The 26,394-nt window shown below is 31.2% G+C and carries 27 protein-coding genes; 1 reads left to right on the top strand and 26 read right to left on the bottom strand.

All coding sequences use genetic code 11. The features are described from left to right. Nucleotides 1-218 precede the first annotated feature (218 nt). From G9F70_RS13435 to hflX, 25 genes are all read right to left on the bottom strand, one after another. The gene (locus G9F70_RS13435) at nucleotides 219-599 is read right to left on the bottom strand and encodes a carbonic anhydrase (protein ID WP_164946177.1); all 381 of its coding nucleotides are present in this window, start codon (nucleotides 597-599) and stop codon (nucleotides 219-221) included. 215 nt (nucleotides 600-814) lie between these two features. Beyond that, nucleotides 815-2,179: a peptide MFS transporter gene (locus G9F70_RS13440; protein WP_224617574.1), complete on the bottom strand. Its 1,365-nt coding sequence runs from the start codon at nucleotides 2,177-2,179 to the stop codon at nucleotides 815-817. A gap of 32 nt (nucleotides 2,180-2,211) precedes the next feature. Next, the gene (locus tag G9F70_RS13445) at nucleotides 2,212-4,011 is read right to left on the bottom strand and encodes an aminopeptidase P family protein (RefSeq protein WP_164946178.1); all 1,800 of its coding nucleotides are present in this window, start codon (nucleotides 4,009-4,011) and stop codon (nucleotides 2,212-2,214) included. Nucleotides 4,012-4,107: 96 nt separating this feature from the next. Beyond that, nucleotides 4,108-5,184, bottom strand: coding sequence for a M24 family metallopeptidase (locus tag G9F70_RS13450; protein ID WP_164946179.1), 1,077 nt, complete (start codon nucleotides 5,182-5,184; stop codon nucleotides 4,108-4,110). A gap of 515 nt (nucleotides 5,185-5,699) precedes the next feature. After that, the gene (locus G9F70_RS13455; RefSeq protein ID WP_164946180.1) at nucleotides 5,700-6,512 is read right to left on the bottom strand and encodes an alpha/beta fold hydrolase; all 813 of its coding nucleotides are present in this window, start codon (nucleotides 6,510-6,512) and stop codon (nucleotides 5,700-5,702) included. Nucleotides 6,513-6,670: 158 nt separating this feature from the next. Continuing rightward, nucleotides 6,671-7,369, bottom strand: coding sequence for an ABC transporter ATP-binding protein (locus tag G9F70_RS13460; RefSeq protein ID WP_164946181.1), 699 nt, complete (start codon nucleotides 7,367-7,369; stop codon nucleotides 6,671-6,673). A gap of 2 nt (nucleotides 7,370-7,371) precedes the next feature. Beyond that, nucleotides 7,372-8,562 (bottom strand): ABC transporter permease, encoded by a 1,191-nt coding sequence (locus G9F70_RS13465; protein WP_164946182.1) that lies wholly within the window; start codon nucleotides 8,560-8,562, stop codon nucleotides 7,372-7,374. A gap of 1 nt (nucleotide 8,563) precedes the next feature. Next, nucleotides 8,564-9,703: an ABC transporter permease gene (locus G9F70_RS13470; RefSeq protein WP_164946183.1), complete on the bottom strand. Its 1,140-nt coding sequence runs from the start codon at nucleotides 9,701-9,703 to the stop codon at nucleotides 8,564-8,566. Between the two features lie 365 nt (nucleotides 9,704-10,068). Next, a complete protein-coding gene (locus tag G9F70_RS13475; RefSeq protein ID WP_164946184.1) occupies nucleotides 10,069-10,863 on the bottom strand; it encodes a sugar nucleotide-binding protein in 795 nt (264 codons plus the stop codon). A gap of 51 nt (nucleotides 10,864-10,914) precedes the next feature. Further along, complete coding sequence (locus G9F70_RS13480; protein ID WP_164946185.1) at nucleotides 10,915-11,733, bottom strand: alpha/beta fold hydrolase; 819 nt, start codon at nucleotides 11,731-11,733, stop codon at nucleotides 10,915-10,917. After that, nucleotides 11,723-12,310, bottom strand: a complete 588-nt coding sequence (locus tag G9F70_RS13485) for a GNAT family N-acetyltransferase (RefSeq protein ID WP_164946186.1) — start codon at nucleotides 12,308-12,310, stop codon at nucleotides 11,723-11,725. The genes G9F70_RS13480 and G9F70_RS13485 overlap by 11 nt, the downstream gene beginning before the upstream one ends. Before the next feature lie 270 nt (nucleotides 12,311-12,580). Further along, nucleotides 12,581-12,811 (bottom strand): hypothetical protein, encoded by a 231-nt coding sequence (locus G9F70_RS13490; protein WP_224617576.1) that lies wholly within the window; start codon nucleotides 12,809-12,811, stop codon nucleotides 12,581-12,583. Beyond that, a complete protein-coding gene (locus G9F70_RS13495; RefSeq protein ID WP_164946187.1) occupies nucleotides 12,771-13,394 on the bottom strand; it encodes an HAD family hydrolase in 624 nt (207 codons plus the stop codon). The genes G9F70_RS13490 and G9F70_RS13495 overlap by 41 nt, the downstream gene beginning before the upstream one ends. A gap of 79 nt (nucleotides 13,395-13,473) precedes the next feature. Continuing rightward, nucleotides 13,474-14,112 carry a chloramphenicol acetyltransferase gene (locus G9F70_RS13500; protein WP_164946188.1) on the bottom strand — a complete coding sequence of 213 codons (639 nt, stop codon included), beginning with the start codon at nucleotides 14,110-14,112 and terminating at the stop codon, nucleotides 13,474-13,476. A 346-nt stretch (nucleotides 14,113-14,458) separates the two neighbouring features. Beyond that, a complete protein-coding gene (locus tag G9F70_RS13505; RefSeq protein WP_224617578.1) occupies nucleotides 14,459-15,115 on the bottom strand; it encodes a DUF4352 domain-containing protein in 657 nt (218 codons plus the stop codon). A gap of 472 nt (nucleotides 15,116-15,587) precedes the next feature. Then, complete coding sequence (locus G9F70_RS13510) at nucleotides 15,588-16,256, bottom strand: YczE/YyaS/YitT family protein (RefSeq protein ID WP_187353000.1); 669 nt, start codon at nucleotides 16,254-16,256, stop codon at nucleotides 15,588-15,590. 758 nt (nucleotides 16,257-17,014) lie between these two features. Beyond that, nucleotides 17,015-17,284, bottom strand: coding sequence for a hypothetical protein (locus G9F70_RS13515; protein ID WP_164946189.1), 270 nt, complete (start codon nucleotides 17,282-17,284; stop codon nucleotides 17,015-17,017). A gap of 148 nt (nucleotides 17,285-17,432) precedes the next feature. Beyond that, nucleotides 17,433-18,173, bottom strand: coding sequence for a YebC/PmpR family DNA-binding transcriptional regulator (locus G9F70_RS13520; RefSeq protein ID WP_164946190.1), 741 nt, complete (start codon nucleotides 18,171-18,173; stop codon nucleotides 17,433-17,435). Nucleotides 18,174-18,369: 196 nt separating this feature from the next. Continuing rightward, nucleotides 18,370-19,011: a YigZ family protein gene (locus G9F70_RS13525; protein ID WP_164946191.1), complete on the bottom strand. Its 642-nt coding sequence runs from the start codon at nucleotides 19,009-19,011 to the stop codon at nucleotides 18,370-18,372. Between the two features lie 64 nt (nucleotides 19,012-19,075). Beyond that, complete coding sequence (locus tag G9F70_RS13530; RefSeq protein ID WP_164946192.1) at nucleotides 19,076-19,735, bottom strand: HEAT repeat domain-containing protein; 660 nt, start codon at nucleotides 19,733-19,735, stop codon at nucleotides 19,076-19,078. 12 nt (nucleotides 19,736-19,747) lie between these two features. Next, the gene (locus G9F70_RS13535; RefSeq protein ID WP_164946193.1) at nucleotides 19,748-21,163 is read right to left on the bottom strand and encodes a PLP-dependent aminotransferase family protein; all 1,416 of its coding nucleotides are present in this window, start codon (nucleotides 21,161-21,163) and stop codon (nucleotides 19,748-19,750) included. Nucleotides 21,164-21,189: 26 nt separating this feature from the next. Next, the gene (locus G9F70_RS13540) at nucleotides 21,190-22,086 is read right to left on the bottom strand and encodes a nucleotidyltransferase domain-containing protein (RefSeq protein WP_164946194.1); all 897 of its coding nucleotides are present in this window, start codon (nucleotides 22,084-22,086) and stop codon (nucleotides 21,190-21,192) included. A gap of 52 nt (nucleotides 22,087-22,138) precedes the next feature. After that, entirely contained in the window at nucleotides 22,139-22,360 is a 222-nt protein-coding gene (locus G9F70_RS13545; protein ID WP_164946195.1) for a hypothetical protein, read from the bottom strand. A 132-nt stretch (nucleotides 22,361-22,492) separates the two neighbouring features. Beyond that, nucleotides 22,493-23,002: a hypothetical protein gene (locus G9F70_RS13550; protein WP_164946196.1), complete on the bottom strand. Its 510-nt coding sequence runs from the start codon at nucleotides 23,000-23,002 to the stop codon at nucleotides 22,493-22,495. 144 nt (nucleotides 23,003-23,146) lie between these two features. Beyond that, complete coding sequence (gene hflX, locus G9F70_RS13555; protein WP_164946207.1) at nucleotides 23,147-24,934, bottom strand: GTPase HflX; 1,788 nt, start codon at nucleotides 24,932-24,934, stop codon at nucleotides 23,147-23,149. A 122-nt stretch (nucleotides 24,935-25,056) separates the two neighbouring features. Between hflX and hpt the strand changes: the two genes are divergently transcribed. After that, nucleotides 25,057-25,581: a hypoxanthine phosphoribosyltransferase gene (gene hpt, locus G9F70_RS13560; protein WP_125003160.1), complete on the top strand. Its 525-nt coding sequence runs from the start codon at nucleotides 25,057-25,059 to the stop codon at nucleotides 25,579-25,581. Nucleotides 25,582-25,672: 91 nt separating this feature from the next. On the opposite strand, the gene yunB is transcribed toward hpt, so the two are convergent. After that, nucleotides 25,673-26,362 (bottom strand): sporulation protein YunB, encoded by a 690-nt coding sequence (gene yunB / locus G9F70_RS13565; protein WP_164946197.1) that lies wholly within the window; start codon nucleotides 26,360-26,362, stop codon nucleotides 25,673-25,675. Between the last annotated feature and the right edge of the window lie 32 nt (nucleotides 26,363-26,394).

Raw genomic sequence — 26,394 nt, forward strand, 5'->3', positions numbered from 1 at the left:
ACTCATTTTACACATTGTTACAATAAATAATCTACTTAAAATCCTATACCATTATCTAAATAACTATATACGTTACCCTACGCCTAAGCAATTTCATCAAGATCACATGAAACATTGTTCATCATTTCCAACAATTCTTCCTATTCTTTAATCTTATACAACAACAAAAAAATAACACCGGCATCTAACCAATGTTATATATTATAGATAGTTGTTACTTATATACTGACAACATGTACACGCCAAAAATCATCCACCCATAGACCCACTACTTTAACAGGAAGACCCCATGATACTACTGTATATGTAGATGCGACTATATCCCGAAAATGTTTTAAGTCACTAACAGGATTTGCAGCACAATCATAATGGCCTACTACAGCAATTACATTAGAATTATGAGCTTCTATTGAAATTATAGCTTTCTCTCTTAACCTCTCAATTTCATCCCATTGACCTTCAGCTAATACCTTATCCATTCCAGGTTCTGTAATTAAATCCACATAATCCACACCAAAATTTTCTTTCAACCACTTTATTACAGGAATTTGAGTTCTACCATCAATACAGTTTAGAGCAGTTCCAAATTTTTTTTTCATTTTACACCCTCAATTACTTTTATACTAATATAGTATGAAGGTATTATAGAATCCGTGATTAATTAATCCTATCATATAGCTCCTTTCGGTTTCATGTCCCCGAGAAAAAAACGACTGTTGCCATTACGGCTTACAGCAAGTAGATAAAATCTCGAAAAAAAGATGACTACTGTGCAAGACAGAAGCCATCTTTTTTGTTTTAGAAAATAAACCTGTTATGCGACGATTTTGACATTTTTCGCTGGTTCTTCATCTTCCAGTAGCTTTACAAGCTTTTTGTCAAAGATAAACAGCAATACTGCGCATACGAACAAAATGATAGGGATGACAACATAGGACTGTATAATCGGAAATTTTGAAGCAAACTCATACAGGTAGCCATAGGATTTACCCGCGATGAAGGAAGCTAAAATCCAAACGCCCATAAGTACCGAGTAAATCTTGTTGGGTGCATATTTAGTAACAAAGGAGTTACCAAGTGGTGAGAATAGCATTTCACCCATACTTAGGAGCACACCGAATGCGATGATCCAAACGATGCTTGCCTTGGAGGTGCCTCTTGAAATTTCTGCACCTACAAGCATTAAGAATGACATTCCAAGTAAACTAAGACCCAGAGCCAATTTTTTGAACAAGCTCAGATCGCCTTTAGGCCTCTTAGACAGCTTGAACCACAGTACACCCAAAACTGGTCCCATAGCAATACATACAAAGGCGTTCAAGGAGTCGAACCATGAAAGTGGCACTGCGAATCCGCCTACACTCATGTTGACGAACTGACCACCGTAATCATAAACAGCCAAGTAAGTTAGGTTCCAGAACACCCAGAACACAACTGAGAATATGGATACCAAGACAATAGCAAAGACCTTTCTTTTTTCCACTCTTGTTAATGGCTTATTTTCAGTTACAACTTTCTTTTCCATGTGCTTGCCCTCTTTGAAGGGTTTTTTGCCTACTTCTCCAAGGAATTTCATACCGAACAGGAACCACACAGCATCAATTGCACAAATGATACCACACAGTTGGAACGCAGGTCTGAAGCCCTGAACGCTTCCATGGGCAAAAGTTGTGGCTATAAGAATACCAACCGCCGTTGTTCCGATAAATGATCCGATATTGACGAAGGAGTACTGAACTGAAAATGCTGAATCCAGCTGACTTTCCTCCTCAAACAAAGCGCCGCTGATTGCAGAAACGTTACCTTTGAATAGACCTGTACCGATGGCTACAAGTGCCACCATCACATTCATGGTTACGGCATTAGTTGCAGATCCACCCACTATATACCCGCCGGCCATCAAAACTAGTCCAACTGGAACACAGTACCTGGCACCAATGTGCCTATCAGAAAGATATCCGCCAATAATAGGTGCAAGATAAGTATACGCAACAAGATTTGATTGAATAAGTGCTGCTTCAAACTTTGTAAGACCTAATCCGCCTGTTACCAGTGTAGCAGCAACAAAAACAAAAATTAGATACTTAGCAGAATAATATGCCATCCGCTCGAACATGAACGCCACACAACAAACATAAAAACCAAAAGGCCTTTTGTTTTTCACTACAATTTCACTCATAAATTTCCCCCTAAACTAATTTTTTCTTATGTTTAAACTTCTCTTGTATAGGATTTTAGCCATGCTCTCTCTTCAGCACTAAGGTACTGGGCTAATTTCTCATACACAAGCTTATGATAACTGTTTAAATACAGTTTTTCATCGCGGTTAAGGTCTTCTGTGTCTATAGCATCCAAATCAATTGGAGCATAGGTGACAGACTCAAAGTGCATAAACTGACCGAATTCGTTTTCAACGCCTTTTCTGACGATGAGCTCATTCTCTATACGGATGCCATGGGAGCCATCGATATAAATACCTGGTTCATCGGTTATAACCATTCCTTCCTCTAAAGTGTTAGTTTCATGCTTGGATGGTACGATGTACCATCGAAAGCCACTGGGTCCTTCATGAATATTTAGCAAATAGCCTACACCATGACCAGTTCCGCATTTATAATCCAGTTCAAGACACCACATGGGTTCTCTAGCCAATATATCTAGGTTGTAGCCTTTGCATCCGTAAAGGAATCTAGCACGGGACAGGTTCATCATGCCTCTGGCAACGGAGGTAAAGTGATGCTTAAGTTCTTTGCTCACTTCGCCAATGGCGAATGTTCTGGTAATATCCGTTGTACCTTCAAAGTAGTTTCCGCCAGTATCCATCAATAATAAGTGGCCTTCCGCAAGTTTCACATCTGTTTCAGGCGTAGCGCAGTAATGCATCATGGCTGCATGTTCTTTGAAAGCGCAAATTGGTGCAAAGCTTTGCCACAAGTAACCCTCCTGCTGTTTTCTGAACTCTTCCAGTTTTTCTGAAGCACTGATTTCTGTGATTGTTGTTTTTGTAACATTTGTTTTCAGCCAATACATGAATTTCGTAATGGCAACACCGTCTTTAATGTGAGCTTTTTCAATATTGGCAAGCTCCACAGGATTTTTAATGGCCTTGAACAATATGCTAGGATTATCTGCTTGGACTTTTTTTGTCTTAGCTGGAATGTTTTTGTACAGAGCATAATTGATTCTGTCTGGGTCGATTAGCACCACATCTTCAGCCTTAAAGTCCTTGACAGCTTCATAAATATCGTTGTAAGGCCTTAATACCACACCATCCTTGGCTAAAGCTTCCTTGACGCTTGCCTCAAGTCGGCTTTCTTCGATGAACAAGTCTACCTTTTCCATGGAAACAACCGCATAACAGAGCACCAGAGGTGAATACATGACATCATTTCCTCGGATGTTGAGAACCCAAGCAATGTCATCCAAGGTTGTGATGATATGGCAGCTTACTCCTGTATCTTTCATGGTAGCTCTTATCCTAGACAGCTTGGACAATCTGCTTTCGCCGGAATACTTTTCTTCAAGAAGAAAAACAGGCTCATTTGCTAGTTTCGGACGACCTTCCCATACCATATCAACGAGATCATAGGCGTACTCAACGGCCACGTTTTTATGAGCAAGTAACGAAGAAAAATCTTCTCCTTCTTGCATCGCCATGAGACGTCCATCAAATCCGAGTTTCCCATTACTGGGCATTTCAGATTCTATGTATTCCAATACCGTAAGGACTCCTGGGTTGCCCATCTTGAAGAGCTCGATTCCACTACCTTCAAGCTGATGCTCGGCCTGAAGAAAATACCTTCCATCCGTCCAGAGACCCGCTTTGTCTTTTGTAATAACCGCCGTTCCGGCAGAGCCCGTAAAACCGGTTACATAGGATCTGGCCTTAAAGTATTCTCCGACATACTCGCTTTGATGATTGTCTGCGGATGGAACAACATAGATATCTATTCCCTTTCCTTCCATAAATGCTCTCAGTTTTGAAATTCTTTCTTTTACACTTTCACTCATTACTTTCCCTTCCCTTCATAAAATTCACATGTAAGTTACCGCTCCGTTTGTTCGATAAAAATGTATACATTATACATAAATCTAATACCCAATATTCTATTCTACAATAATTAAATCTTTTGTGTAATGATTTAATACTTCACAGCCATCTTCAGTAACTATAACTAAATCTTCTATACGTACTCCTACGTATCCTGGCAAGTAAATACCTGGTTCTATGGAGAATATTTGTCCAACCTGAACAACATCTGTATTAACGGAAGAAACATCACCGAAATCATGAACCTCAATACCTATTGAATGTCCGAGTCTATGAGTGAAGTATTTTCCGTAGCCTTTTTCTGTTATATAGTCTCTAGCTGCTGCATCTATATCACAAAATCTAACTCCGGCTTTAACTTTTTCAATTCCTCTTCTGTTTGCTTCTTTAACAATTTCGTAAACTTCTCTGCTATGGTCTGATACACTTTTGTAGAAAACAGTTCTAGTCATATCTGAGCAGTATGAATCCATTTTACAGCCGATATCAATAACTACACTATCTCCTGGCTTTACTGTTGAGTTATCCATTACATGATGTGGGTCTGCTGCATTTTCACCATATCCTATAATTGGATCAAAGGAATGGCCTTCAGTTCCCATTTCATCCCACATTTCGCCAAGTAATTTCCCCATTTTTATTTCAGAATGCTTATCAGGCACAAGTTTTATCATTTCGCCCATAGCACTATCATTTAATTTTGAAGCTGCTCTCATTAATTCTTTTTCATTTTCATCCTTACACATTCTTACTCTGTCAAGAATTTCAGATCCATTGACAAATGAGCTTCCGCCCTTTAATTGCATTAATTTTATTAAGAAATGTGCTGGCCAGTTTTTATCTATACCCATTGGGCTTTCTTTATCAATGTTGTCTGCAAGAATTTTCACTGGACTTTGAGTATCATTAAACCATATTTTTTCAACACCTAAATCTTCACTTATAGGAAATAACTCATTAATAAATAATTTGTTGTTTCCATTTAAATTAATATACAGTGCAAGCATTCTCTCTCCTGGAAAAATCCATTTTCCAGTAAGATAAAATATTGCTGCTGGGTCAGAAACTATCATTTGAGGTATTTCCTCTTCGCTCATAATCTTTAGAACCTTATCAAGTCTTTGGTTTATCATTAAAAAATCCCCCCTGAAATGTTTTATTTATATATATTAACTCTCTGATTTCACAGAGAATTAATTATAAACTTATAAAGCAATTACTATTGTTTCTGCTCCAGATAGTCTCGACATAATGCTACAATATTCAGAAAATTATAATATTTATGTTGTTATTCTATCATATTAATTTATCAATGTATACGTTTTTTTAAGTAATAATGTAATTATTTAAATCTAACAGTATTTTGTATATATATATCATACTAATTTCAATATAATAGTATACTAGAAAAATTGCAGAAGCATTAAACGTTCCTATAGGTTATTTTTTTTAACACCAGAACTTTATAATTTACTAGTGAAATCTCAGGAAGAAAAGCCCTTTAAAATAAATTCTTACCGTAGTTTATGATGTGCTTTTTTGTATTACGGCATAAAAAAACCGTAAAATTCACACTTCAGAATAATACGGTTTTTAAATTAACTATTGCTTTCATATTTTTATTAAGACGCTCTAAGTTGGTAAAGTCTTATTCTTCAATAAATTTTACTAATTCTTCGTTAAATTTGTCACGTTGGTCATAGAAAGAACCGTGACCGCTGTATTTAAATGGTATAAGTTTTGAATTTTTAATACCTTGTTTTTGTACTTCAGCTAGTGGAAATGGAACCACTTTGTCATGAATACCATGAATAATTAAAGTTGGAACGTTTATAGTTCTTAGATCAGAAAACAGTACTTCATCTATCCAAGTTTTTGCAATGGCCGCAGTTGCCCAACCGGCTGCCTGTAATCCCAATTGGAAGAACCAATCAGAGAAGGCTTTAGTTATATGCTGAAAGAAAAATATATTACCGAAATCGCTCAGCATTTTAGGGCGATCAGTATATGTTCCCTGAATAATTTTGATTACATCTTCTTTTTCTAAACCGTATGGGAAATTGGGACGCTTTATAAGACTAGGAGCTGCAGCTGCAAAAAGAGCAAGTTTAGATACTCCTTGTCCCTTATGACGGGCCATGTATCTAATAGCTATAGCCCCACCAGTTGAATGTCCTGCGAGTGTGAAATCATGTAAATTTAACGTGTCAACCACGCATTTAACATCGTCTGACAAGCGATTGTAGTCGTAACCTCCATAAGGCTTATCTGAATCACCGAATCCTCTAGTATCTATCCCAATGCATCTGTATCCCATCTTGGGAAGCTGATCGAACTGGTATTCAAACAACTTATGACTTCCAGGCCAACCGTGTAGAAACAAGATTGTATTCTTTCCCTCTGGGTTAAGATCCTCTACATAGATTTTTACATTTGGTTCTACCCTAACATAATATCCCACTTATAACCTCCAATAATTAAATAGCTATGTTAATAGGTTATTCACTTGAGCATAAATTTGTGCATGATTGAGCTAACTCTTAAATACCGTAAAATTTATAGCATATTTCTACATAAAATCTATTTATTTATTGTTATATATGGGAAATACTTATATAATTACTGTTTTACAATAATACCATCTTCTATTATAATAGTTCTTTTGCAAAAGCTTGTAAGTTGTTCGTTATGAGTAACCAAAATTACTGTAGTATTACTTGTATCATTAATACTTTTTAATATGTTAATGATGTTTAAACTATTAGTTTTATCTAATGCACCTGTTGGTTCATCTGCTAAAATTATATCTGGTTTATTAACCAAAGCTCTTGCTATTGCCACTCTTTGCTGTTGTCCACCGGACAATTGAGTAATTTTTTTGTTTATAGACTCATCCATACCAACTTTTTTTAAAGACTCTATTGCCAATTTTTTTATCTCAGTTTTGCTTAATTGTTTACTTTTACCTAAAAGTAGATTTCTATATATAAGGGGTACTTCAACATTTTCAATAACATTATATTCTGTAATCAAAGAAAAATTTTGAAATATAAATCCCATTTTAGTGTTTCTTATTATAGCTAATTCTTTATCATTATAATTTGTAATATCTTTACCCTCAAATTCAAATTTTCCACTAGTACTGTTGTCTAGACATCCAATCAAATTCAATAATGTAGATTTTCCAGAGCCTGATGTTCCTAGAATGGCTAGCATGTCCCCTTTTTCTATACTTAAATTAACCTTATTTAACGCATAAAGAGTTTCCACTCCATTTCCATATTTTTTTACGACTTCTGTTAATTTTATATAACTCAAAATTAATTCCCCCTAATCAAATCAACGATATTTTTCTTCAATATATAAGATTTGTATATAAAAAATGTCATAGCTAATATAGCAAGCGAAATACTAAAAGAAGGGAAAATAGATTTAATAATTAAAGATATCGTTAAATCCATACCAAAAATATAGCTTGTAATAATTATGGGGAAAATTGAGATTAGATTAGTTATAATCAATGCAATTAGAAATTCTCCACATACTAACCTCGATAATTCCTTACTTGTTGATCCTAAAGCAAATCTGATTCCATATTCTCTCTTTCTAAAAGTAATATAATTAGTCATTATACCCACAAATCCTACCAATGATAAAACGGATAATAAAACCGCAAATGTTAGCGATAATGTAATCCAAGGCTTACTCTCTTCATATATTTGAGTTATCAAATCATTAATTTCAATATATTTAAAGTTTGAATTGTTATTTAATTTAGAAAAATCAGTAGTAAATTGTTTTAAGTCTTGACTCTTCTTTACTGATACAATTGTATGCCCAGTTTTCATTGTAAAATTTATTCCATTATCATAAAAGTACTGCTTATCAAATGGTATAATAAGAGAATTTTTTAAAGTATTAATGGATGGTTGACCACCATTTCTAGAATTCCAAAAAACAGCACTACTATTTGTTATTCCTACAACTTTAAATTTTAAATTTATTAGTTTACTATTTTGAAGCATTTCCAGAGTAAATATACTACCTAAACTCCATTTTTTTGATAAATCATTGCTAATAACAATTGGGATTTCATCTTTAGATTTTTTATAATTAAAAAGATCAATAGTGCCTTTACAAACATTAATATTGTAGAGATCAAAGGCACCTCTATTTAAATAAATCGCATTAAATTCTTCTTTTTTAATTTTAATTTTATTCATATGAAAGCTACCTATTTTATTAACCACTTTATTTCGGGATATTTTTTCATAAATTCGGTCAATTGAATTTATAGGATCCTTATCAATTGAAGGTACTGAAAGTCCAATCATTACTGACTTATCTTTATCAACTAATTTATCAATACTGTATTTTAAGTCTAAATTTTTATTTATTAAGGTAAATGCAAAATTTAAAGATATAAAAATTATGATAAGTTGAAAAAAAACTAATTTAAATTTTACACCTTGTTTTGATATAGATTTAAGTATTATTCGTAATCTCCACATACTACTCTCCTTTTAATTCTGTTATAAGATTTAACCTGAAGAATTTTCTCACACTCATTATTGATATTAAAAAACTCATCACTATAGTTGCCAAAGAGGGTACTATAATATTAAAACTACTAAACTGTAACTCTTTTATATTCAGAATCATTGTAAAGTTCTGCTTAATAAATGGAGTTAACAAATTAGTCAATATTGATGCGGAAATTATAGAACATACTGATATTAAAATAAGTTCGATAAAAATCTGTTTCCAAATTAATTTTTTTGTTGCACCGAGTGCAATACTTATTAAAATGAATTTTTTAGTTTTTAACATTAAATAAAATATTAGAATACTTATATTACCTACTGATATTAGTATAATTAAACATCCTGCAAATATAGTTATAGATAGTTTGTTATAAAAATCGGATAATTGGCCATTCATATCAACTTCACTTACATTTACATTTGATAATTTGTTTAAATCAACTAATAATGCTTTCATTTCATTTTTAGGATTTCCATTATTTTTTAATAAATATATTTCAATTGTTTTTATCTCTTTTTTGTTTTTATCAGGTAATGATTCTAATGGAATAAATACACTTCCTAAATAATTAGTATAATTCTCTGTTAGTTTACCTACAACACCTATAACGTTAAATTTTTCTCCGCCTATTACTATAGTATTATCTAGTTTATTAGTTAGTTTATTAGCGACTACTCCTGCACCAATAACCGCAATTTTAGATTTTGAGCAACTTTCATCTGGTTTTATATATCTTCCTTTATTAATCTTTGGAATCCATTCTGGATTCTGTGTAAATAATACCGGTTGAAGTTGAACTTGCCATTCAGCACCATTACTTGGTATTGTTTCTGTTAATCCATTTATTCTTATAGCTATTGTTTTTGAATACTTTTTTAGTACATTTACTAATTTATCATAATCTATACTATTTGAATTACTAATATTTACAGAAATTAACTTTTTGTGATTGATTTCACCATTTGTCCAATCCAAAGTGATATTTTTGCTAAGATTAACAAAATAAACTCCAAATGAGATGACTAGCAAAACAGTAACATATGCTATAAATACTAGAAAATAATGTAAAAAATTTGATTTTATTCTACTTGAAATTAATTTAAACATTTATTCACTCCAATATTAAATTTATAGTATTAGAAATGTAGTATTGTCTTCATAATTCTCATTATTATCTAAACCACCACCAATTAAAAAATAACCTGTTGGATTCAAGCCCATTTGTAGGTTCATATAAATTAAATAATTCCTTTAAATTTACAAGTTCAGTTACTTGTTATTAAATCTTAAGCATGTTAATGTTATAACATAATTTCCTAAATATCAATCATTCTTACAAATTGTAATAAATTTTTAATATTTTCTAATAATTAGATATAATTATATATCCTTTTAGTGTCACCAATGTTAATAAAAGATGTTTTTTAAACTGGTATAGATTAATATAAGTCATGGGAACATCTAACAATTGTTCAAATATCTCTTACTAAAGTATGGAGTAAAAGTTTTCTTTTGTCGTTATTTATATTATGATATACCTCATCTTGTTTATAATCAGGTATTATAAAACTGTTATCAATATCCATTAATCTTGCTAAATGTATATTGAAATCATAATGACTTACTGCCCTTTCTCCTGCTACATTTATGATTCCTATAAAATTGCTATATGCAAGTTCGATTATAGCATCTGCAAGATCGCATACATTAACAAAACTGGCATACATATTTGCTGTTCTTGAACATCTTTTACCTGTTTTTGAAATTTCAAGCAATCCTTTCATTCTAGAATCCATTTTACCATCATAGTCATAACCATATATACTACCAGGCCTTACAATTACATAATTAGGATGCTTTCTAACTATACTTTCCCCTTCAATTTTACCGTTAATGTACTTTGAAAAGTACTCATCAGGCATACGTTTATGAGGAATTATATTTTCAGCCTGCTGCTTTCCTTCTCCAACTGTAGTGGAAACATAAATTAAGCGCACATCTTCAGAAATTTCATTAATTATCTCATTTATACCTATTTGGGATAAGGACATTTCTTTTTTTACATCATAAATGCTCCAAATAATTATATCTGGTTTAAATGAAAGTACTTTCTTTATATCTAACTTATTCAATACATTAATTTTTAGAAGTTCCTGATTACTCGAGTTGCAGCAAGTTCCATAAATATCATCATTACTACCTTCCTTGAGTTTCTTATATATTGTATTTCCCAAATATCCACTTGCTCCTAAAATCAATATTTTCATACTTATACGTCCTCCTGTTTTTAAAATTCTTTATGACAAAATTTGAGAATACTATGACTCATCGATTCTTAGAATCCATTCAGCAACTAATGAATTAAATAGTTCTACCTGTTCTATTTGCAAATTATGTCCTGCTCTATCCAACACAGCAAAAGTTGCTCTTGGATAGTTGTCTAAAATACTCCAAGCATCTTTATAACCTACGCTTGAATCTTGACGTCCGAGCAGCATAAGAGTCGGCTTGTTAAATTTTTTTTTTAGCCTATCTACATCGAATGAAAACGCATATCCATTTTCTTGAAGATTAAGTAAAAAATCATTATCTGCCACTTTTAATCCAGGTAAAATTTCATCTCTATACCTGTACCAAACTTCTTTACTTTGAACTACATGTATCGAAGAAAAACATTCCACATCAGATGGTTCAAGTTGTGATAACAGTTCATCATCTCTCTTTAAAATAATATGTGGTGGAATATTGCGTTTCTTAGAATCAGCTATAATAGAAGGACATAATAGGAACAACCCCTCTACTCTATCTTTCATTTTATGTACTATTCCTCTTGCTAAATATCCACCGTAGGATTCACCTGCAAGTAAAAAACTCTCATTTGGAATGATTTTTTCAATAAACCTAATTAAGATATCCAGCATTACATCTGAATTTATAATCCAATTCTCACTTTTGCTTTTTCCCATCCCTGGTAAGTCAATATATATCCTTTTATATCCATCTCGATTATTAAATATAGGCTCCATACATCCTGTCATTAATCTATGATCTACGTGAGAGCCATGTATCATAATAATTGGTTTTCCACTACCTATTACTTCATAATTTATAGATATATTTTTTATCTTACATTCCATTCTTTTTTCTCCTTTCATCTGGTACATATTCTTCCTTTAATATTGAATAATATTTACAATCTACTAGTGAACCAGTATTAATCTTATGTATCTTTCTTAAAGTACCTTCATATTTTAAACCACACTTTTCCATAACTCGTCCAGAGGCTACATTATCAACATTATGACGTCCGGTTATACGTTCAAACCCTACTTCTTTAAATGCAAAATTAATTACCGCAGAAAAAGCTTCAGTTGTTATCCCTTTGTTCCAAAAGGCCTTACCTATGCAATAACCAATCTCACAGTTTTCAATATTATTGTCTATATTCATAAGTCCAATAGAACCAACTACACTTCCATTTTCCTTTATTTCTATTGCCCAATTATAATTTTCTTGGCTACCATATTCATCAATCCACATTTTAACTACTTGTTCACTTACTTCAATCTCACTGTGAGTTTGCCAAGAGACATATCTTGTAACCTCATTATCAGATGCCCAATTATTAAACATATCTGCAGCATCTTCATCTTTAAACTGTCTTAATATAAGTCTTTGAGTTTCTATTATTTTTGTTCCAGTATGCTTTAACATGAAAAATACCCCCTAAAAATTCATAATGTTATTAATATAAATTATCTGAGTCTTATATGACGACTTCTACCTAGCCATATATAAATTATAGCATGATATACATATTTTAACATCACCATATTTCTATAATAATACATATTATTACTTTATTTATGCTCCGTTAGATAATATTGGTGATATGGTGATATAAAAAACGACTCATCCATTTAAGATAAGTCGTTTGATGTATAAGAAAATGTACTGTATTATAAATTTTTTTAATTATTTTACTCAGATATTTTTAAAGCTATTATATAATATGCCTAATACAGCTTCCTCACTGTCTAAATTATCATAATCTTTGTTCCAATCATAGATAATTCCATTTTCTTGATTTTTCAAAACATATTCTGCAAGTTTTTCAATCCAATCTTGTTTTGAACATTTTATAAAAGTCCTGTTTCTTATATCATGTTGATAGTTAAACTTTTGTAAGTTCCAATATTTGTTTAGGATTTTCAAAAATATAATTTGCATTAATTCCAATGGATGATTTAGCACCCCATAACGCTAATGCAAAATCTATACCAGCACTAAATGCACAATCCATATCATATTTAGTGTCGCCGATATATATAGCCTTAGATTTATCTGCCCCTGACAGTTCAATAAATTTTAAAATTGGATCAGGATTAGGCTTATGCTTTTCTGTATCATCTGCACAAACCACTAATTTAAAATAATCAGTTAACCCAAAGGGAACAAAATCATTTATGTACTCTTGTTTAGTCTTCGACGTAACTATACCTGCTAAAATTCCTATTTCGCTTAATTTAATTAAAGTATCCTTAATATCATCAAAAACTTTCACATGATTAAGATATTCTTTTAAATATTTATTCCATTTATCATTAGACTCTAAAAGATTAGTTACTCCAAGTTTATTTAATGCTACTTCTCCTGGAATACCTAAAGCAAATCTTAATTCTTCAAAACTAAAATTTTTATTAAGTTCTTCAAACACTAATTTTTGAAGTGATGAAAGAACTGCAAATTCGGTATCTAAAATTGTACCATCAATATCAAATATAATATAATTATACATTATTCACCTCAGTTGTTTAAATTAAACATTTACATTATTAATTATCAGTCATTGTATATCTCATATAAGCACTCTCCTTTCAATGAAAATACTTTACGGGATTATCTAAAATTTCTTGAATTTTATTAAAGTATTGCCCAACATGTACTCCATCTACTAGTGAGTGATGTACTTGAACAGATAGTGGTAACTTTATCCTTCCATTTTCCTCGAAGTACTTACCCCATGCTATTATTGGGACACTCTCAACAGGCTTCATTTGAATTGGGTGAGTTATGCTGGTAAATGAAACCCATGGAATACTTGTAGTATATAAGAGGTCATCCCGACCTGGTTCATTTCCGATACTTACATTATTTTTTGTTCTTTCTATTTCATTTGATGTATTAATCTTAAATTCGTTAAATTCATCTATAAATTTAACTGTACAAAAACTAAATACTTCATTTGGAGCCATTACTGTAAAAGAAGGACTGACAATTTCATGTTCAACTATTTTATCTTCTCTTATCCTATAACGAAATTCCTTTATGCTATTTGCTGCTTTTGTAACAACATACAAAATTGATAGGAAAAACGGATTCTCTTTTTCCTTAATAAATCTATAAAACTCTGTAATATCAACATTCCCACAAATATTAAAATGAGGGTAATCAAGTTGTTTAAAATAATTGTAATGATTTTTTCTTTCCCAATTTTCTATATCTATAAACTTCATCTGTATATCACTCTCCCTCAAAATTTTTCTAACTAAACTTCATCATAAAATACAAGTTTGACATATCCCATCTATGTCATTTACAATTGAGATTACTAACTTAAGTAAGGTATAATACCAAATCCAACAATAATTAAAATAGAACATATAAATAAAACTATATTTCCTCCAAAGCCTACTTTAGATAAAATTCTAATTTCATTTAGCTAACCCTCACTACCAATTTTATCATATATATCAACATTAAACCATATATTCAATTATCTAAACCATAAACTGATACAAAATAAAGGCTCAATATATTTCTACATTAAGCCTTTTAATTTGATTTATAGATTTTACTAATTTAGTTCAGTTTAACAATTACTTGCCCTGATGAGAATAAACTTGCATCAAATACTAGTTCTAATCCCTTTGTACCTTTTGGCACTTCTACAACATATGCCCCACTTATTTTTCTTCCTACGCCAATACTTCCATCTAATTGACCAGCTTTTGCTACAACCATTCCTGTTATAGACATTTCATAAGCTCTTCCATCTTTATCTACAACTTTAAACATCATAACAGAAGATATTGCTTGTTCTTTTTGGGATATATTTTCTACTGTGCAATCTACTGCAAAGAACTCATTACCTTCTGCTGGTTTGGTATACTCATCGCCTTTTACAATAGATACTTTATTAACTTTAACTTGCAAATTTGTTAATTTTACGGTGTCACCAACTTTAAATGCTTTAGCTTCTTTGGATTTTGTTTCTGTAGCCACTGCCTTTTCAGCCACCGCTGTACTTGTTTTAACGGCTGTATCATTTGGTTTTACTAATGTAGGTTTATCATGTCCTGCCACTCCTATGCCTGCTAATAATACTACTGCACAAATTCCAGTCAAAAACTTATGTTTAGAAAAGAAGTTTCTTTGGTCTTTGCCACAGTGAACACATTTATTAACACCCTTTGCTATCTCTTTGTTACATGCCTTACAATTTACCATTTTACTCATTAATATTTTCCTCCTTAAACTTTGTTGTAATTACATTATACCAAAATTATACATTAAATACATTATATATAATAGTCTTGCTTTTTATATTTGTGAAATATATCTCACACATATTTTAATTTTTTTCCATAGGCCTATTTCTAAAAATCTTTTATTAATTCCCACTCATCTTTTTCTAAACTAGCATTACTTATATCTAATTTATTAATCTACATAATAATTAGCCCCTAAAATAACATATATTATAGCAAACAAAGTAGCAGGAGTTATAATAACTCCTGCTACTTATTTTTATTAAAGAATCTTCTTTATTCATTTGTTCACCTCAAATCAAATTATTCTCTTTTAAATGTTATCTTTTAACTGAACAATATAATAATGATATGTCTTTGTCTTTGATGAAACTAAAGATTATGCTTAATTTCTATGCTATCTTTTTTTCTATTATATAGCGACTGTGAAGAATCATGTATTAGTTACTCAGTTTTTCTTCTGCCCCCTGGAACCATAGTCCAATGAAGTTTAATCTTTTGTTATAATAACTTACAACATTTCCAACTAATAGTGCTGCTGCAATAGTACCTTCACGAACACCCTTTAATTCGTGAAACATATATACAGATGCACTAACACTGATAATAACCAATGTGCTATCAAAGCACATTTTTATTTTCCCGAAATCCTTACGTGTCTTTTGGGCAATGGCCTTTACTAAACCTTCACCAGCAAGCATTACAACATTAGCTTTTATCTCCAAAAACACACCCAACGCAACCACAAAAATACTCACAATACAAACGAGCCATTGTACAAGATAACTATGGATTTGCATGTCAGATACAAGATTCAATGTAAAATCTGTAAAATATCCAAAGATAAATGCCACAACAAGCTGCAATAATTGCAAAGGCTGATACTCTCGTCGTAAAATTACAATTTGCAAGACAACAAAAACCACCTGCATGACAATAACGATTTTACCCATAGACCATGGTAGTCCTAAACTTAGTACTAATGGTACACTTGAAATAGGAGTTGTACCCAATCTGGCTTTTGTTGACAAAGAAATTCCGAACGCCATAATGAACAATGCAACTATCAATAGTAGATAACGTTTTATATATTCTTTAAATTTTTCCATATTTCTCACCTTGATAACACTATTCTTTCCACTCTAAATTTCCTCCCCTAAATTATATTACAGTTTTCTTTTCTATTTTTTCTTAAAGCACTTGAAATTTGGCTGATTTTTTTATTTATCAAGATTGATGATTTGTTTATTAATACCAAGCATCTCTGCGAAATCTTTATTCTACATCTCATATATATTTAGCACATACTCAAGCCCCGTTATAACAACACATTTTTACTATGTTCTAAGATATATTTTATGTTTTCTTCAGTTAATTCTTCGTTAAAGTATCGAATAGGTACATTGAAGATATCCATAAGGTTTTTGTTATATTCTTGAGCCATGTCACTTTTTCCTGCTACTCGGTTATCAATATATGATTAACACCAAGCTTCTTCGCCAACTCTTCATGTTCCATAACGTGTATTAATAATACATATTTAAGTCCGTTTATTTTTTACCTTCTGCTTACATTTTAATATGTAAGAATATTTTATCATATCTTATTGTTTAATTGTATACTCTCATCAAATTTAGATTTCATATGATAAACATTATATATACATTATTATTTCTGCTTGTCTATTGCTTCACTGTATCCACTTTAACCCAAATTACATATAATTGTATAGGATCTAGTAACACCCCCACCTCTAGACTGCAGTTCCTTATGGCGAACGTCGACACTTCACATACCGTAGACTAGATTAAGTTATAGCCATTCATAAAAAGGTACTAATAAGCGTAGGAGATCACCACGGATGCGACTATACCGGAAAGTGAAAAGGACAAGTATTTCCAGATATTTCTCCCGTATATAAAAAAAATGCTCTCATTGACTTCAAAACTCCATTTACATAAGTTTCTTTAAGTCCTTTATCTATTAAAAATCGAAAATATTGTTTAATATGTAAATGAGAAAATTCTTCTAGTTCAGTAATATTAAATTCTTCTTCAATGTAGTTAAAAAAACTCTGATTATTTTTTCTTACCTCATAATTAAATATAAATTCTTTTAATACTTCATTTATTAACACAAAAAAACACCTTATTATATTGATTAATTATCAATATAATAAGGTGTTCAAATGGTACCTCCATAACTGAACTACATCAACTTACTCGTATACCATCATCTAACGATTTTCTCACATGTATACCATAATACGATTACCTCTAAAGCCCTTATCCCACAAACTCCTCAGGGAACTCTGCATTATGATAAACATCCTGCACATCATCATCGTCTTCAAGCATATCTATAAGCCTTTGTACCTTAGCCGCACCTTCTAAGCTAACAGGTGTCATATTATCTGGTATCATTGTAATCTCTGCAGAAGCAAATTCAAAACCTGCCGCTTCGAGCACTTCTCTTACTGCTCCAAAGTTTTCTATAGCTGTGATAATTTCAAACATTTCTACTTCTGCATTAAAATCTTCTGCACCCGCTTCTAGAGCTAGCATCATGATTTCATCTTCATCCATATCTGCTTTTCTTTCTATTATAATTTGTCCCTTTTTAGCAAACATCCAGTTTACGCAACCAGTGGCTCCCATATTTCCACCGCATCTATCAAAAGCATGCCTTACAGTTGCTACACTTCTATTTTTTTTATCTGTTAGTGTGTTAATTACTACAGCAACACCTTCTGCTCCATAACCTTCATAAACTATTTCTTCGTAGTTTATGTCATTAAGCTCACCAGAACCTTTTTTTATTGCTCTAGTTATTGTATCTGCAGGCATGTTATTAGATTTAGCTTTTGCAACTACGTCTCTAAGCTTAGCATTAATTTCTAAACTTGAACCACCAAATTTAGCTGCCATTATTAACTCTTTACCTATTTTTGTGAATACTTTACCTCTTTTAGAATCTACCTTACCTTTTTTCTGTTGAATGTTATGCCATTTTGAATGTCCCGACATTTGAAATTCCTCCCACCTAACTATTTTATGTATGAAATTTTTCCAATCACTCCTAATAAATAGTAATAATCCTATGAATTAGTTATAAACACATTACTTTCCCATTATATCATCGAATAAAACACTTTTCAAATAAAAGAAGAAAAGTATTTACACTTTTCTTACAATTAACTAAAGGATGTGATATACCCACATATTATTCATATAATCTGTTTTCTAATTTAAAGTACATTTTGTGCTCTTCTTCTTCAAACAGTGCTTTTCCTGAAGTAACTTCTGTTATTTGTGACTGTAATTTTTCTAGATTGCAAAACTCACAGAGTATTTTAATTTTCACTTTGTCAGTATACTCTATATTCTCTATATGGGTGTTCCCTTCCGCACATGCATGCTGCAACTTACCAAGTAAATCATATTCAATTATTATCTCTAAGGGAATACCTTTAACCTTCTCCACTACTCCGGCTTCTTTAATAGCTAGGGATGCACCTTTAGAATATGCTCTTGCAAGCCCTCCAGTGCCAAGAAGAATCCCTCCAAAATACCTTGTAACTACTACAACTACATCTGTAATATCGCTCTTTTTTAAAACTTCTAGCATAGGAATTCCTCCTGTACCATGAGGTTCCCCATCATCACTATATCTTTGTATCATTCTATTTTCACCGATTATATAGGCATAAACATTGTGCCTAGCTTCTTTGTGCTGACTTTTAACATTTTGGATAAATTCCTTAGCTTCATCTTCGGTTTCAACTCTTTTGCCATGGCCAATGAAAATGGACTTTTTCTCTTTAAATTCAGCTTTTGATTCATCTTTTATCGTAAAATAGCTCATATAAATTCTCCCGTCATTGCATAAATCTTCTAGAGTAAATTCAAGGTTAGTCTCTAGTTTTCTTCTATATTTGCTCCATAAGTATTAAGAAGCTTTGTGCAGCATCTATTATGTATTTTTTGTCTGTGTTATCCTGTAAGTATTTTATCTTTGCAATAGCTTTTTCACTTTTTATTTTACCTAGAGATTTTATTGCATAACTTATCACTTGTGGATTTTCATCGGTAAGGGATCTAAGTAATGCCACTTCGGCTCTTTCATCTCCAAGTTTCCCCATTGCAGAAACTGCCATTCTGCGTATATTTATGGATTTATTAACAGAAGCTTTTACTAAAATATCTAAACAAGATATTTCCTTTAATTCTCCTAAAATCCAAACTGCTGCCTCTTTGTCCTTAGGATACATCTCCCCATAAGTAATTTTTATTAATTGGGTTAATTTATTTTTATTATCCTCGCTCATTGAATTTAAAAAATGAATTTTATCTTCTTTTCCTGCCACCGCAATGCTCTTGAAAAGTTCAGAAGGGTCATTGCTTTTAACTAAAAATCTATATTTTATTTTACCATCTATAATATGTTTTTGCACAATGGCATTATCCAAATTTCTTATTTTACATATGGCTTCCATTGTTTTGCCCTCTAAAAATAAGAAATAGGATATTTCTTCCTCTGAATATGTGCTAATGCATTGCCAGTCAATGTCAACTAATCCCTTTTTCAAAATCTTCTCTCCTTATCTTTTGGGTATTTTTTCAAGTATCTCTGAGATAACTTTAATTCCTTCTTCTATTTCAGGCTTTTTTAATTCTGAAAAACTCAATCTAAAATAATTGTTGCCTTGCTCTGCATTTTTATAAAATAAAACTCCAGGTGTAATTAGAACTTTTTTATTCTTACAACTGTAAAATAAATCCATAGAATTGATTTTCAAATTTTCATCTATTTTAAAATAAAAATTAATTCCGCCTCCAGGAGTAAAATAACTAACTTTTTTGCCTAAATATTTATCTATACAATTTATCATAAAGTCATATTTATCTTTATACGCCATATTGAGATAGTTTATATGCTGCTTCCAAAGATCTTTATTTATATATAAATCTAGAGCACGTTGCATAAGACTTGAAGTTGATATATCTGTGTTAATTTTTGAATTTTGAATGTGCTCCTTGTATTTCTCTGGTGATATCATATATCCTAGTCTTATTCCTGGCAGAAATATCTTTGAAAAACTCTTGATATAAATAACTCTGTCATTTTTGTCTAAGCTCTTAAAACTCTTATATTGCTTTTGGTCATATATTAGCTCAGATAAATAATCATCTTCAACAATATAGAAATCATAGCACTCTGCAAGTTCTAATATTTTTAGCTTTTTCTCCAAACTATAGGTTGCTCCTGTAGGATTTTGAAAATAACTCATGGCATAAAAACATTTTATTCTATTCTTTTTTAGTATTTCTTCAAATTGACTTAAATCTATACCATCTTCTAGGATATCAACTTCAAATATATTAGCCCTTCTCCATTTAAAAACCGTTAGCGCACCACCATAGGTTGGCTTTTCTACAACCACATTATCATGAACATTTATTATAGATTTTGACACTATATCAATACCCTGTTGTGCACCAGAAAGAATCAATATATCTTCAGTACTTACCTTATTGTCCCAAAAAAAACTGCTTATACTATTTCTAAGGCCTTCATACCCCAAAGATTCCTTATAGGCAAAAGCTTCTGCACCATCTCTATCTAATACTTCATTTAATACATCTTTAAATACTGTTACTGGGAAAAACTCACTACTTGTGATTTCTCCTGTAAAATCTACATATATTTTAAGGTCTTTTCCAGAGATTTTTTTTAAGGTGTTTGAATATTCTTTTTTTAATTTTATGTTTGTATCTCTTCTCTTAGCATAAGTTCCGCTGCCCATCTTTTGATAAGCATAGCCCTCAGCCTCAAGCTTTTTATAAGCACTAACTATGGTAACCTCATTAACCATCAATGCTTTTGCTAATTGCCTTATAGAGGGTAATTTTTCACCATCAAAAATGTTATTTTTATCAATCATTTTTTTTATATACTTTGATATTTCTATGTATTTGGGAATGTCTTGGCTAAATTCAATTTCATACTTCTCCATATCTATACCTATCTATTTCAAAATTATTAAACAAAATAAACATTTTGTTTAAATAAGGTTTTATCCTTTTCTATCTTGAAATCTCTACTTTCTTTTTTGATAATGTCTCTTTCCCAAAGTTTATTAAGTAATTCTTCCATGTCTATATTAAAATCCACAAACAAATCCTCTGCCATAATTTCCTCAGCACTTAAAAACTTATCTTGTTCTCTCATATAGTTTAAAAGTAAGCTACAATTACTCTTAATACTTGAATTGATGCTTTTCTCTAAAAAGGTCATAGTTTCTTGAATTGTTTCTGCCAAGTTTGATTTTTCAAAAAATAATTTATCAACGCATTGTTTAAAATCTTCATTTAGATTCATGGCCATGGCCAGAACATCCTTACTAATCATATACCCTGATGAATTAACAAATAGCCTTGAATACTTTTCTATACATCTTATAGCAGTAGTGTAGGAGGTATATATACCATTGCTCCATAAATACTTTTTACATACTCCCATATCTTTTAAAAGTTTTCCTAAAAAAAACATACCCCAACGCTCTCTATCAATATCAGGGAAAAATCTACCACCGTCAAACCTTACTGTTATATCCATATCTTTTGAGAATACTAATCTTGAAGATGAAAAAATTCTATGTATATATCCGCCCTTTAGATTGTCAGAATAAATTTGTATAAATTTTTCTTTACCCATGAGTTTAATATGAACAGGAACGTCCTTTTCTTCTGTATGTATGTCTCTAATTTTCTCGAAATTCTCTTTGACAATTACGAAAAGATCAATATCTGATTCTTCCCACAAATCTCCTGTCACCATACTTCCAAAAACCATTACTGATAAAACAGATTCATCAATTTTTATTCTATCTACTACGCTATTAAAGGCCTTTTGATATTGTAAAATAGTTTTTTTCATTCACGTTACCCCCAATTTTTAATGTGCTTTAGTATCCTTAAAAGTATTTTTCCTAAATCAATATTTTCTTAATTTTAATTCTTTCATAAAAATTACAATTACTGCACTGATATATATGCACACAGAACTTATCATGGTCATTAATCTCCATATTAGCACTGTAATCATCAAAATATTCTTGTATTATTCCTTTATCCTTCATTATAGCACTACACTTTTCACACTTGCAAATTTTTCTTTCTAAATTATTACAAACCGGACACACTTTTTCCATGATATTACCTCCAAATTCAATGTTATATTTATTTTTACCAGTTTTCATAATAATAATCCTTAATTTCCTAGTGAATAAAATAAAAAGAATCAGGGTCAAAGTAACCTTGATTCTCTTTAATATTATAAAAAATCATTTGCAATCATACTTTGAGAGTTTCAGCATATTATCAATTTTACATTTCAATACTTTAATTAAATCTTCAGAAATTTCATTAACCCCTTCAACTAAATTTAGGGCATCTTTTATTTTTGAACTACGTCCAAAATTTGTATTTGCCAAATTACTTGCAGCATTTGAATAACTAGTAGATGCAATAGCTAAAGAGTACAGAGTGTCTATTAGTGGTTTTACATCATTTTCAAAATATGCCTTTGCTTTAAAATCTAGTTGTAACCTATCTACTTCATATCTTAAAATATTTATGTTTACAGCCTTATCTGCCAAGGATTTAATATCAAAACAGTTTGTTGTGTCACTAGTATCAGATACTGGTTGTTGCATAGATGCATCTTCATAAATATTCTTATATTGCTGAGTAATATCATCTATAATTTTTTTTTGATATTGGTTGTCATCTTGCCAAGGTGATTTTTTATTTTTCCTCTTTTCATTATCTGAATTTAATTTATCCTCTCCCATATCTACTCCTAAATCCTATGATAAATGCTATAGACCTAACACTTAATTATATAATCTAGCCACAAATTTTATTACACTTATTTAATTTTTTTAATAAGTGCAATAATACAACTTTATCCATTGCAACATATATTTCAGTTTAACCTATACTAAAATATATTTTTCACACTTATTGTAAACTTCATTGTCCCCTTGTACTGTCATAAGTGTTCCCTCTTCGTTGTATTCTTCTGATTCCACTTTAGAACCTCTATGCAAATATGCCACCATGGACTGATCAGTATATGGAATAAGCACATTAAATTTTTTAAGTGTATATGGAAGATCTTCACAAGCTTCTTTTAGTAACCCTTCCAAGTTTGTACCATACTTAGCTGATATTTCTATGCATTTCAAATTTTTATATTTTTCTTTAATCTTTAGGATGTTTTCTTGAGAGGCTTTATCAATTTTATTTAACACCAATATCATGGGCTTATCAATTGCCGCAAGTTCTGTTAAAACCACCTCTACAGCTTCTATTTGTAGCTCTGCAGTGTTTGAGGATACATCTACTATGTGCATCAATAAATCTGAATATACAACTTCTTCTAATGTAGATTTAAAGGCCTCCACCAGGTCATGGGGAAGTTTTCTTATAAAACCTACAGTATCTGTTACTGCTGCCACACGATTATCAGGTAATAGTAATGCTCTTGTTGTTACGTCTAAGGTTGCAAAGAGCATATCTGCTTCAAAGACTTTATCTTTTTGAACAGCACTTTTTAGTGAGGCTACATCGCATAATACATTTCTAAGTGTTGATTTTCCAGAATTAGTGTACCCAACTAAAGATATTTTTGAAATACTTTCGCGACTTCTCTTTTCCCTTTGTACATTTCTTGTGGTTCTTATTTTTTCTAATTCTTTATTTAAATCAAAAATACCTTCGCGTATTCTTCTTTTATCTATTTCTAATTTTTTCTCTCCAGGACCTCTTGTGCCAATTCCTGCGCCTGTTCTTGAAAGCATAGTTCCAAGTCCTGTTAAACGTGGTAACCTATATTTTAATTGTGCAAGTTCAACTTGAATTTTTGCTTCCCTAGTTCTTGCTCTTCGTGCAAATATCTCTAATATTAATGTAGTCCTGTCTATAACCTTACAACCAAGCACTTCTTCCAAATTTCTAACTTGAGAGCCAGATAATTCATCATCAAAAATAACTACGTTTGCTCTTAATGCTTGCCTAATACCCGCAATTTCTTCTGCTTTACCACTACCTATGTATAAGGCTGGATCTATTTTATGTCTATTTTGCAGAATTATCTCTACAGTTACTACATTACATGCCTTTGCTAGTTCCCTAAGTTCTACTAAATCCTCTTCACTTTCTATACCCACTAAGATAGCTCTTTCTACATCATCTTCAATGATTTCACTTGTCTTCATTAATTTTTCTATATGTTTAACTTTGTCTATGATATCATATTCTATTACTTTATCTATGCTTATGGGTCCTATTTCTTCTTCTACTAAAATATTATTTTCTATTCCACAAAAACCTACATTATATTTTAAGTCTTCTTTTTCTGATATTCCAATTGCCACTATACAATCTAACTTTAGTTTTACTAGTGCTGACATATCAAGAGCAGATAATCTAGAATTTCCATTTGGGTGAGTGTGTACTATTTTAACTCCAGATAACCGTCCTTCTCTTATATCAATAATAGGCAGTTCAACTGTGCTACTGTCACCAATTGCCATACTAATTATTTTACCTTTTCTATCAATTGCGGCACTGACTTCTCTTTTTAAATCTTGTGTTACCTCGACTAATATATCTACTAATTCTTCAGATAAAATGCAATCTTTTGAAACTCTTATATCACAAGCAGTTTCTAATTTATTTAAAATTGAATTCTTAACACCATCAATATTTCCATATATCATCATAAATCACTCCATTCTAATAATATTTTAACAAGTTTTCTTATTCTTATACTTGACAACTATCCTATAATTTTATACTATTGAATCAATATTGTAAATATATAATGAGGGCGGGATTAACATTGGATGATAAAAAAATAAATATTCTTATATCTAAAGAACAAATTGATGAAAGAGTTGGACAACTTGGCGCAGAAATATCCAAAGATTATGATGGAAAAAAATTATATATTCTTTCATTACTCCGCGGTAGTTTCATATTTACTGCGGATCTTGTACGTCAAATCACTGTGCCTACAAAAATAGGCTTTATGACAACTTCAAGCTATGGTGCAGACGAAGAGTCAAGTGGAACAGTTAATATTATAAATGACATTCCAGATAATATTTCTGGCTTTGATGTACTAATAGTGGATGATATTGTTGATACAGGCATAACTATGAATTCCATTATGACTAGGGTTAGATCCCTTGGAGCTGCTTCTGTTAAATCTTGTGTTCTTTTAGATAAACATGAAAGAAGAAAAATTGATATAATACCAGATTATTGTTGTTTTGAAATTCCAGATCTTTTTGTTGTGGGTTATGGATTAAATTACGGAGACTATTATAGAAATATACCCTACGTGTTTAATTGGGAAGCTTAAGCTCTTTTAGCATCTTCCTTGCGAATTATTGACAAAATATAATTAGAAATAAAAAAAAGTACGTTTAATAACGTGCTTTTTTATATTTATGTTACTTCTCACCACTATTGCCCAATTTAAAACCTGTACCATTTAAATCTAACCCAATTGCAGTATTGGGTATTTTTCCCACTATAATAGTTTCAGCAATTGGTATTTCATTAGCTACCTCAATATCATTGCTTTTCAATGGAATAATTACTCTAACTGTGGTTTTTACTTTAACATAGATCTTATGTCTCGTTTGATTTATACCTGCACTTTCAAACTCCGAAGAATATTTAGTTTCTACAAGGCCTATGGGCTGCATTTTTATGTTTATGCATGGACCATAATAAGATAAAATATTATTTCTTGTGATATAACCTATAGGGACTTTGATGCCGATATCCCCCAATTTCAAGAGTTCCTTTTGGGATTCTAGAGCAACATCACAGGCTATTTTATTCATTTTTAAAGTATCTGCTTTTAGCATTACAATATTTCCCTGCGCATCTTTATCAACCCTTATAATTTCATCGTAGTTAAACTGTTTGGAATATTCGTTTATAATTGCTTTATTAACAATTTCTGTAGCTTTTGCTCTCATTTCTGCATCTGCCACAGCCATTACAGTTGGCATTATGATTTTATCAAAAATATATATGAACATTGTAAAATTTATAATAATTATGGTTATAATTAATAATACTCTAGTTTTAATCTTATTGTTAAACTTATTTCTAATATTTATTACCTCCATTTAAGGTTATATGTTATTATATGTAACTCTTT

The organism is Clostridium sp. FP1 (genome assembly GCF_011065975.2).
GTDB classification, from domain to species: domain Bacteria; phylum Bacillota; class Clostridia; order Clostridiales; family Clostridiaceae; genus Clostridium_AD; species Clostridium_AD tagluense.

Coding starts and splice junctions, on each gene's coding strand:
- G9F70_RS13435 (WP_164946177.1), bottom strand. CDS start 599: ATGAAAAAAAAATTTGGAACTGCTCTAAACTGTATTGATGGTAGAACT.
- G9F70_RS13440 (WP_224617574.1), bottom strand. CDS start 2,179: ATGAGTGAAATTGTAGTGAAAAACAAAAGGCCTTTTGGTTTTTATGTT.
- G9F70_RS13445 (WP_164946178.1), bottom strand. CDS start 4,011: ATGAGTGAAAGTGTAAAAGAAAGAATTTCAAAACTGAGAGCATTTATG.
- G9F70_RS13450 (WP_164946179.1), bottom strand. CDS start 5,184: ATGATAAACCAAAGACTTGATAAGGTTCTAAAGATTATGAGCGAAGAG.
- G9F70_RS13465 (WP_164946182.1), bottom strand. CDS start 8,562: ATGTGGAGATTACGAATAATACTTAAATCTATATCAAAACAAGGTGTA.
- G9F70_RS13470 (WP_164946183.1), bottom strand. CDS start 9,703: ATGTTTAAATTAATTTCAAGTAGAATAAAATCAAATTTTTTACATTAT.
- G9F70_RS13475 (WP_164946184.1), bottom strand. CDS start 10,863: ATGAAAATATTGATTTTAGGAGCAAGTGGATATTTGGGAAATACAATA.
- G9F70_RS13480 (WP_164946185.1), bottom strand. CDS start 11,733: ATGGAATGTAAGATAAAAAATATATCTATAAATTATGAAGTAATAGGT.
- G9F70_RS13485 (WP_164946186.1), bottom strand. CDS start 12,310: ATGTTAAAGCATACTGGAACAAAAATAATAGAAACTCAAAGACTTATA.
- G9F70_RS13495 (WP_164946187.1), bottom strand. CDS start 13,394: ATGTATAATTATATTATATTTGATATTGATGGTACAATTTTAGATACC.
- G9F70_RS13500 (WP_164946188.1), bottom strand. CDS start 14,112: ATGAAGTTTATAGATATAGAAAATTGGGAAAGAAAAAATCATTACAAT.
- G9F70_RS13505 (WP_224617578.1), bottom strand. CDS start 15,115: ATGAGTAAAATGGTAAATTGTAAGGCATGTAACAAAGAGATAGCAAAG.
- G9F70_RS13510 (WP_187353000.1), bottom strand. CDS start 16,256: ATGGAAAAATTTAAAGAATATATAAAACGTTATCTACTATTGATAGTT.
- G9F70_RS13520 (WP_164946190.1), bottom strand. CDS start 18,173: ATGTCGGGACATTCAAAATGGCATAACATTCAACAGAAAAAAGGTAAG.
- G9F70_RS13525 (WP_164946191.1), bottom strand. CDS start 19,011: ATGAGCTATTTTACGATAAAAGATGAATCAAAAGCTGAATTTAAAGAG.
- G9F70_RS13535 (WP_164946193.1), bottom strand. CDS start 21,163: ATGGAGAAGTATGAAATTGAATTTAGCCAAGACATTCCCAAATACATA.
- G9F70_RS13540 (WP_164946194.1), bottom strand. CDS start 22,086: ATGAAAAAAACTATTTTACAATATCAAAAGGCCTTTAATAGCGTAGTA.
- G9F70_RS13545 (WP_164946195.1), bottom strand. CDS start 22,360: ATGGAAAAAGTGTGTCCGGTTTGTAATAATTTAGAAAGAAAAATTTGC.
- G9F70_RS13550 (WP_164946196.1), bottom strand. CDS start 23,002: ATGGGAGAGGATAAATTAAATTCAGATAATGAAAAGAGGAAAAATAAA.
- hflX (WP_164946207.1), bottom strand. CDS start 24,934: ATGATATATGGAAATATTGATGGTGTTAAGAATTCAATTTTAAATAAA.
- yunB (WP_164946197.1), bottom strand. CDS start 26,362: ATGGAGGTAATAAATATTAGAAATAAGTTTAACAATAAGATTAAAACT.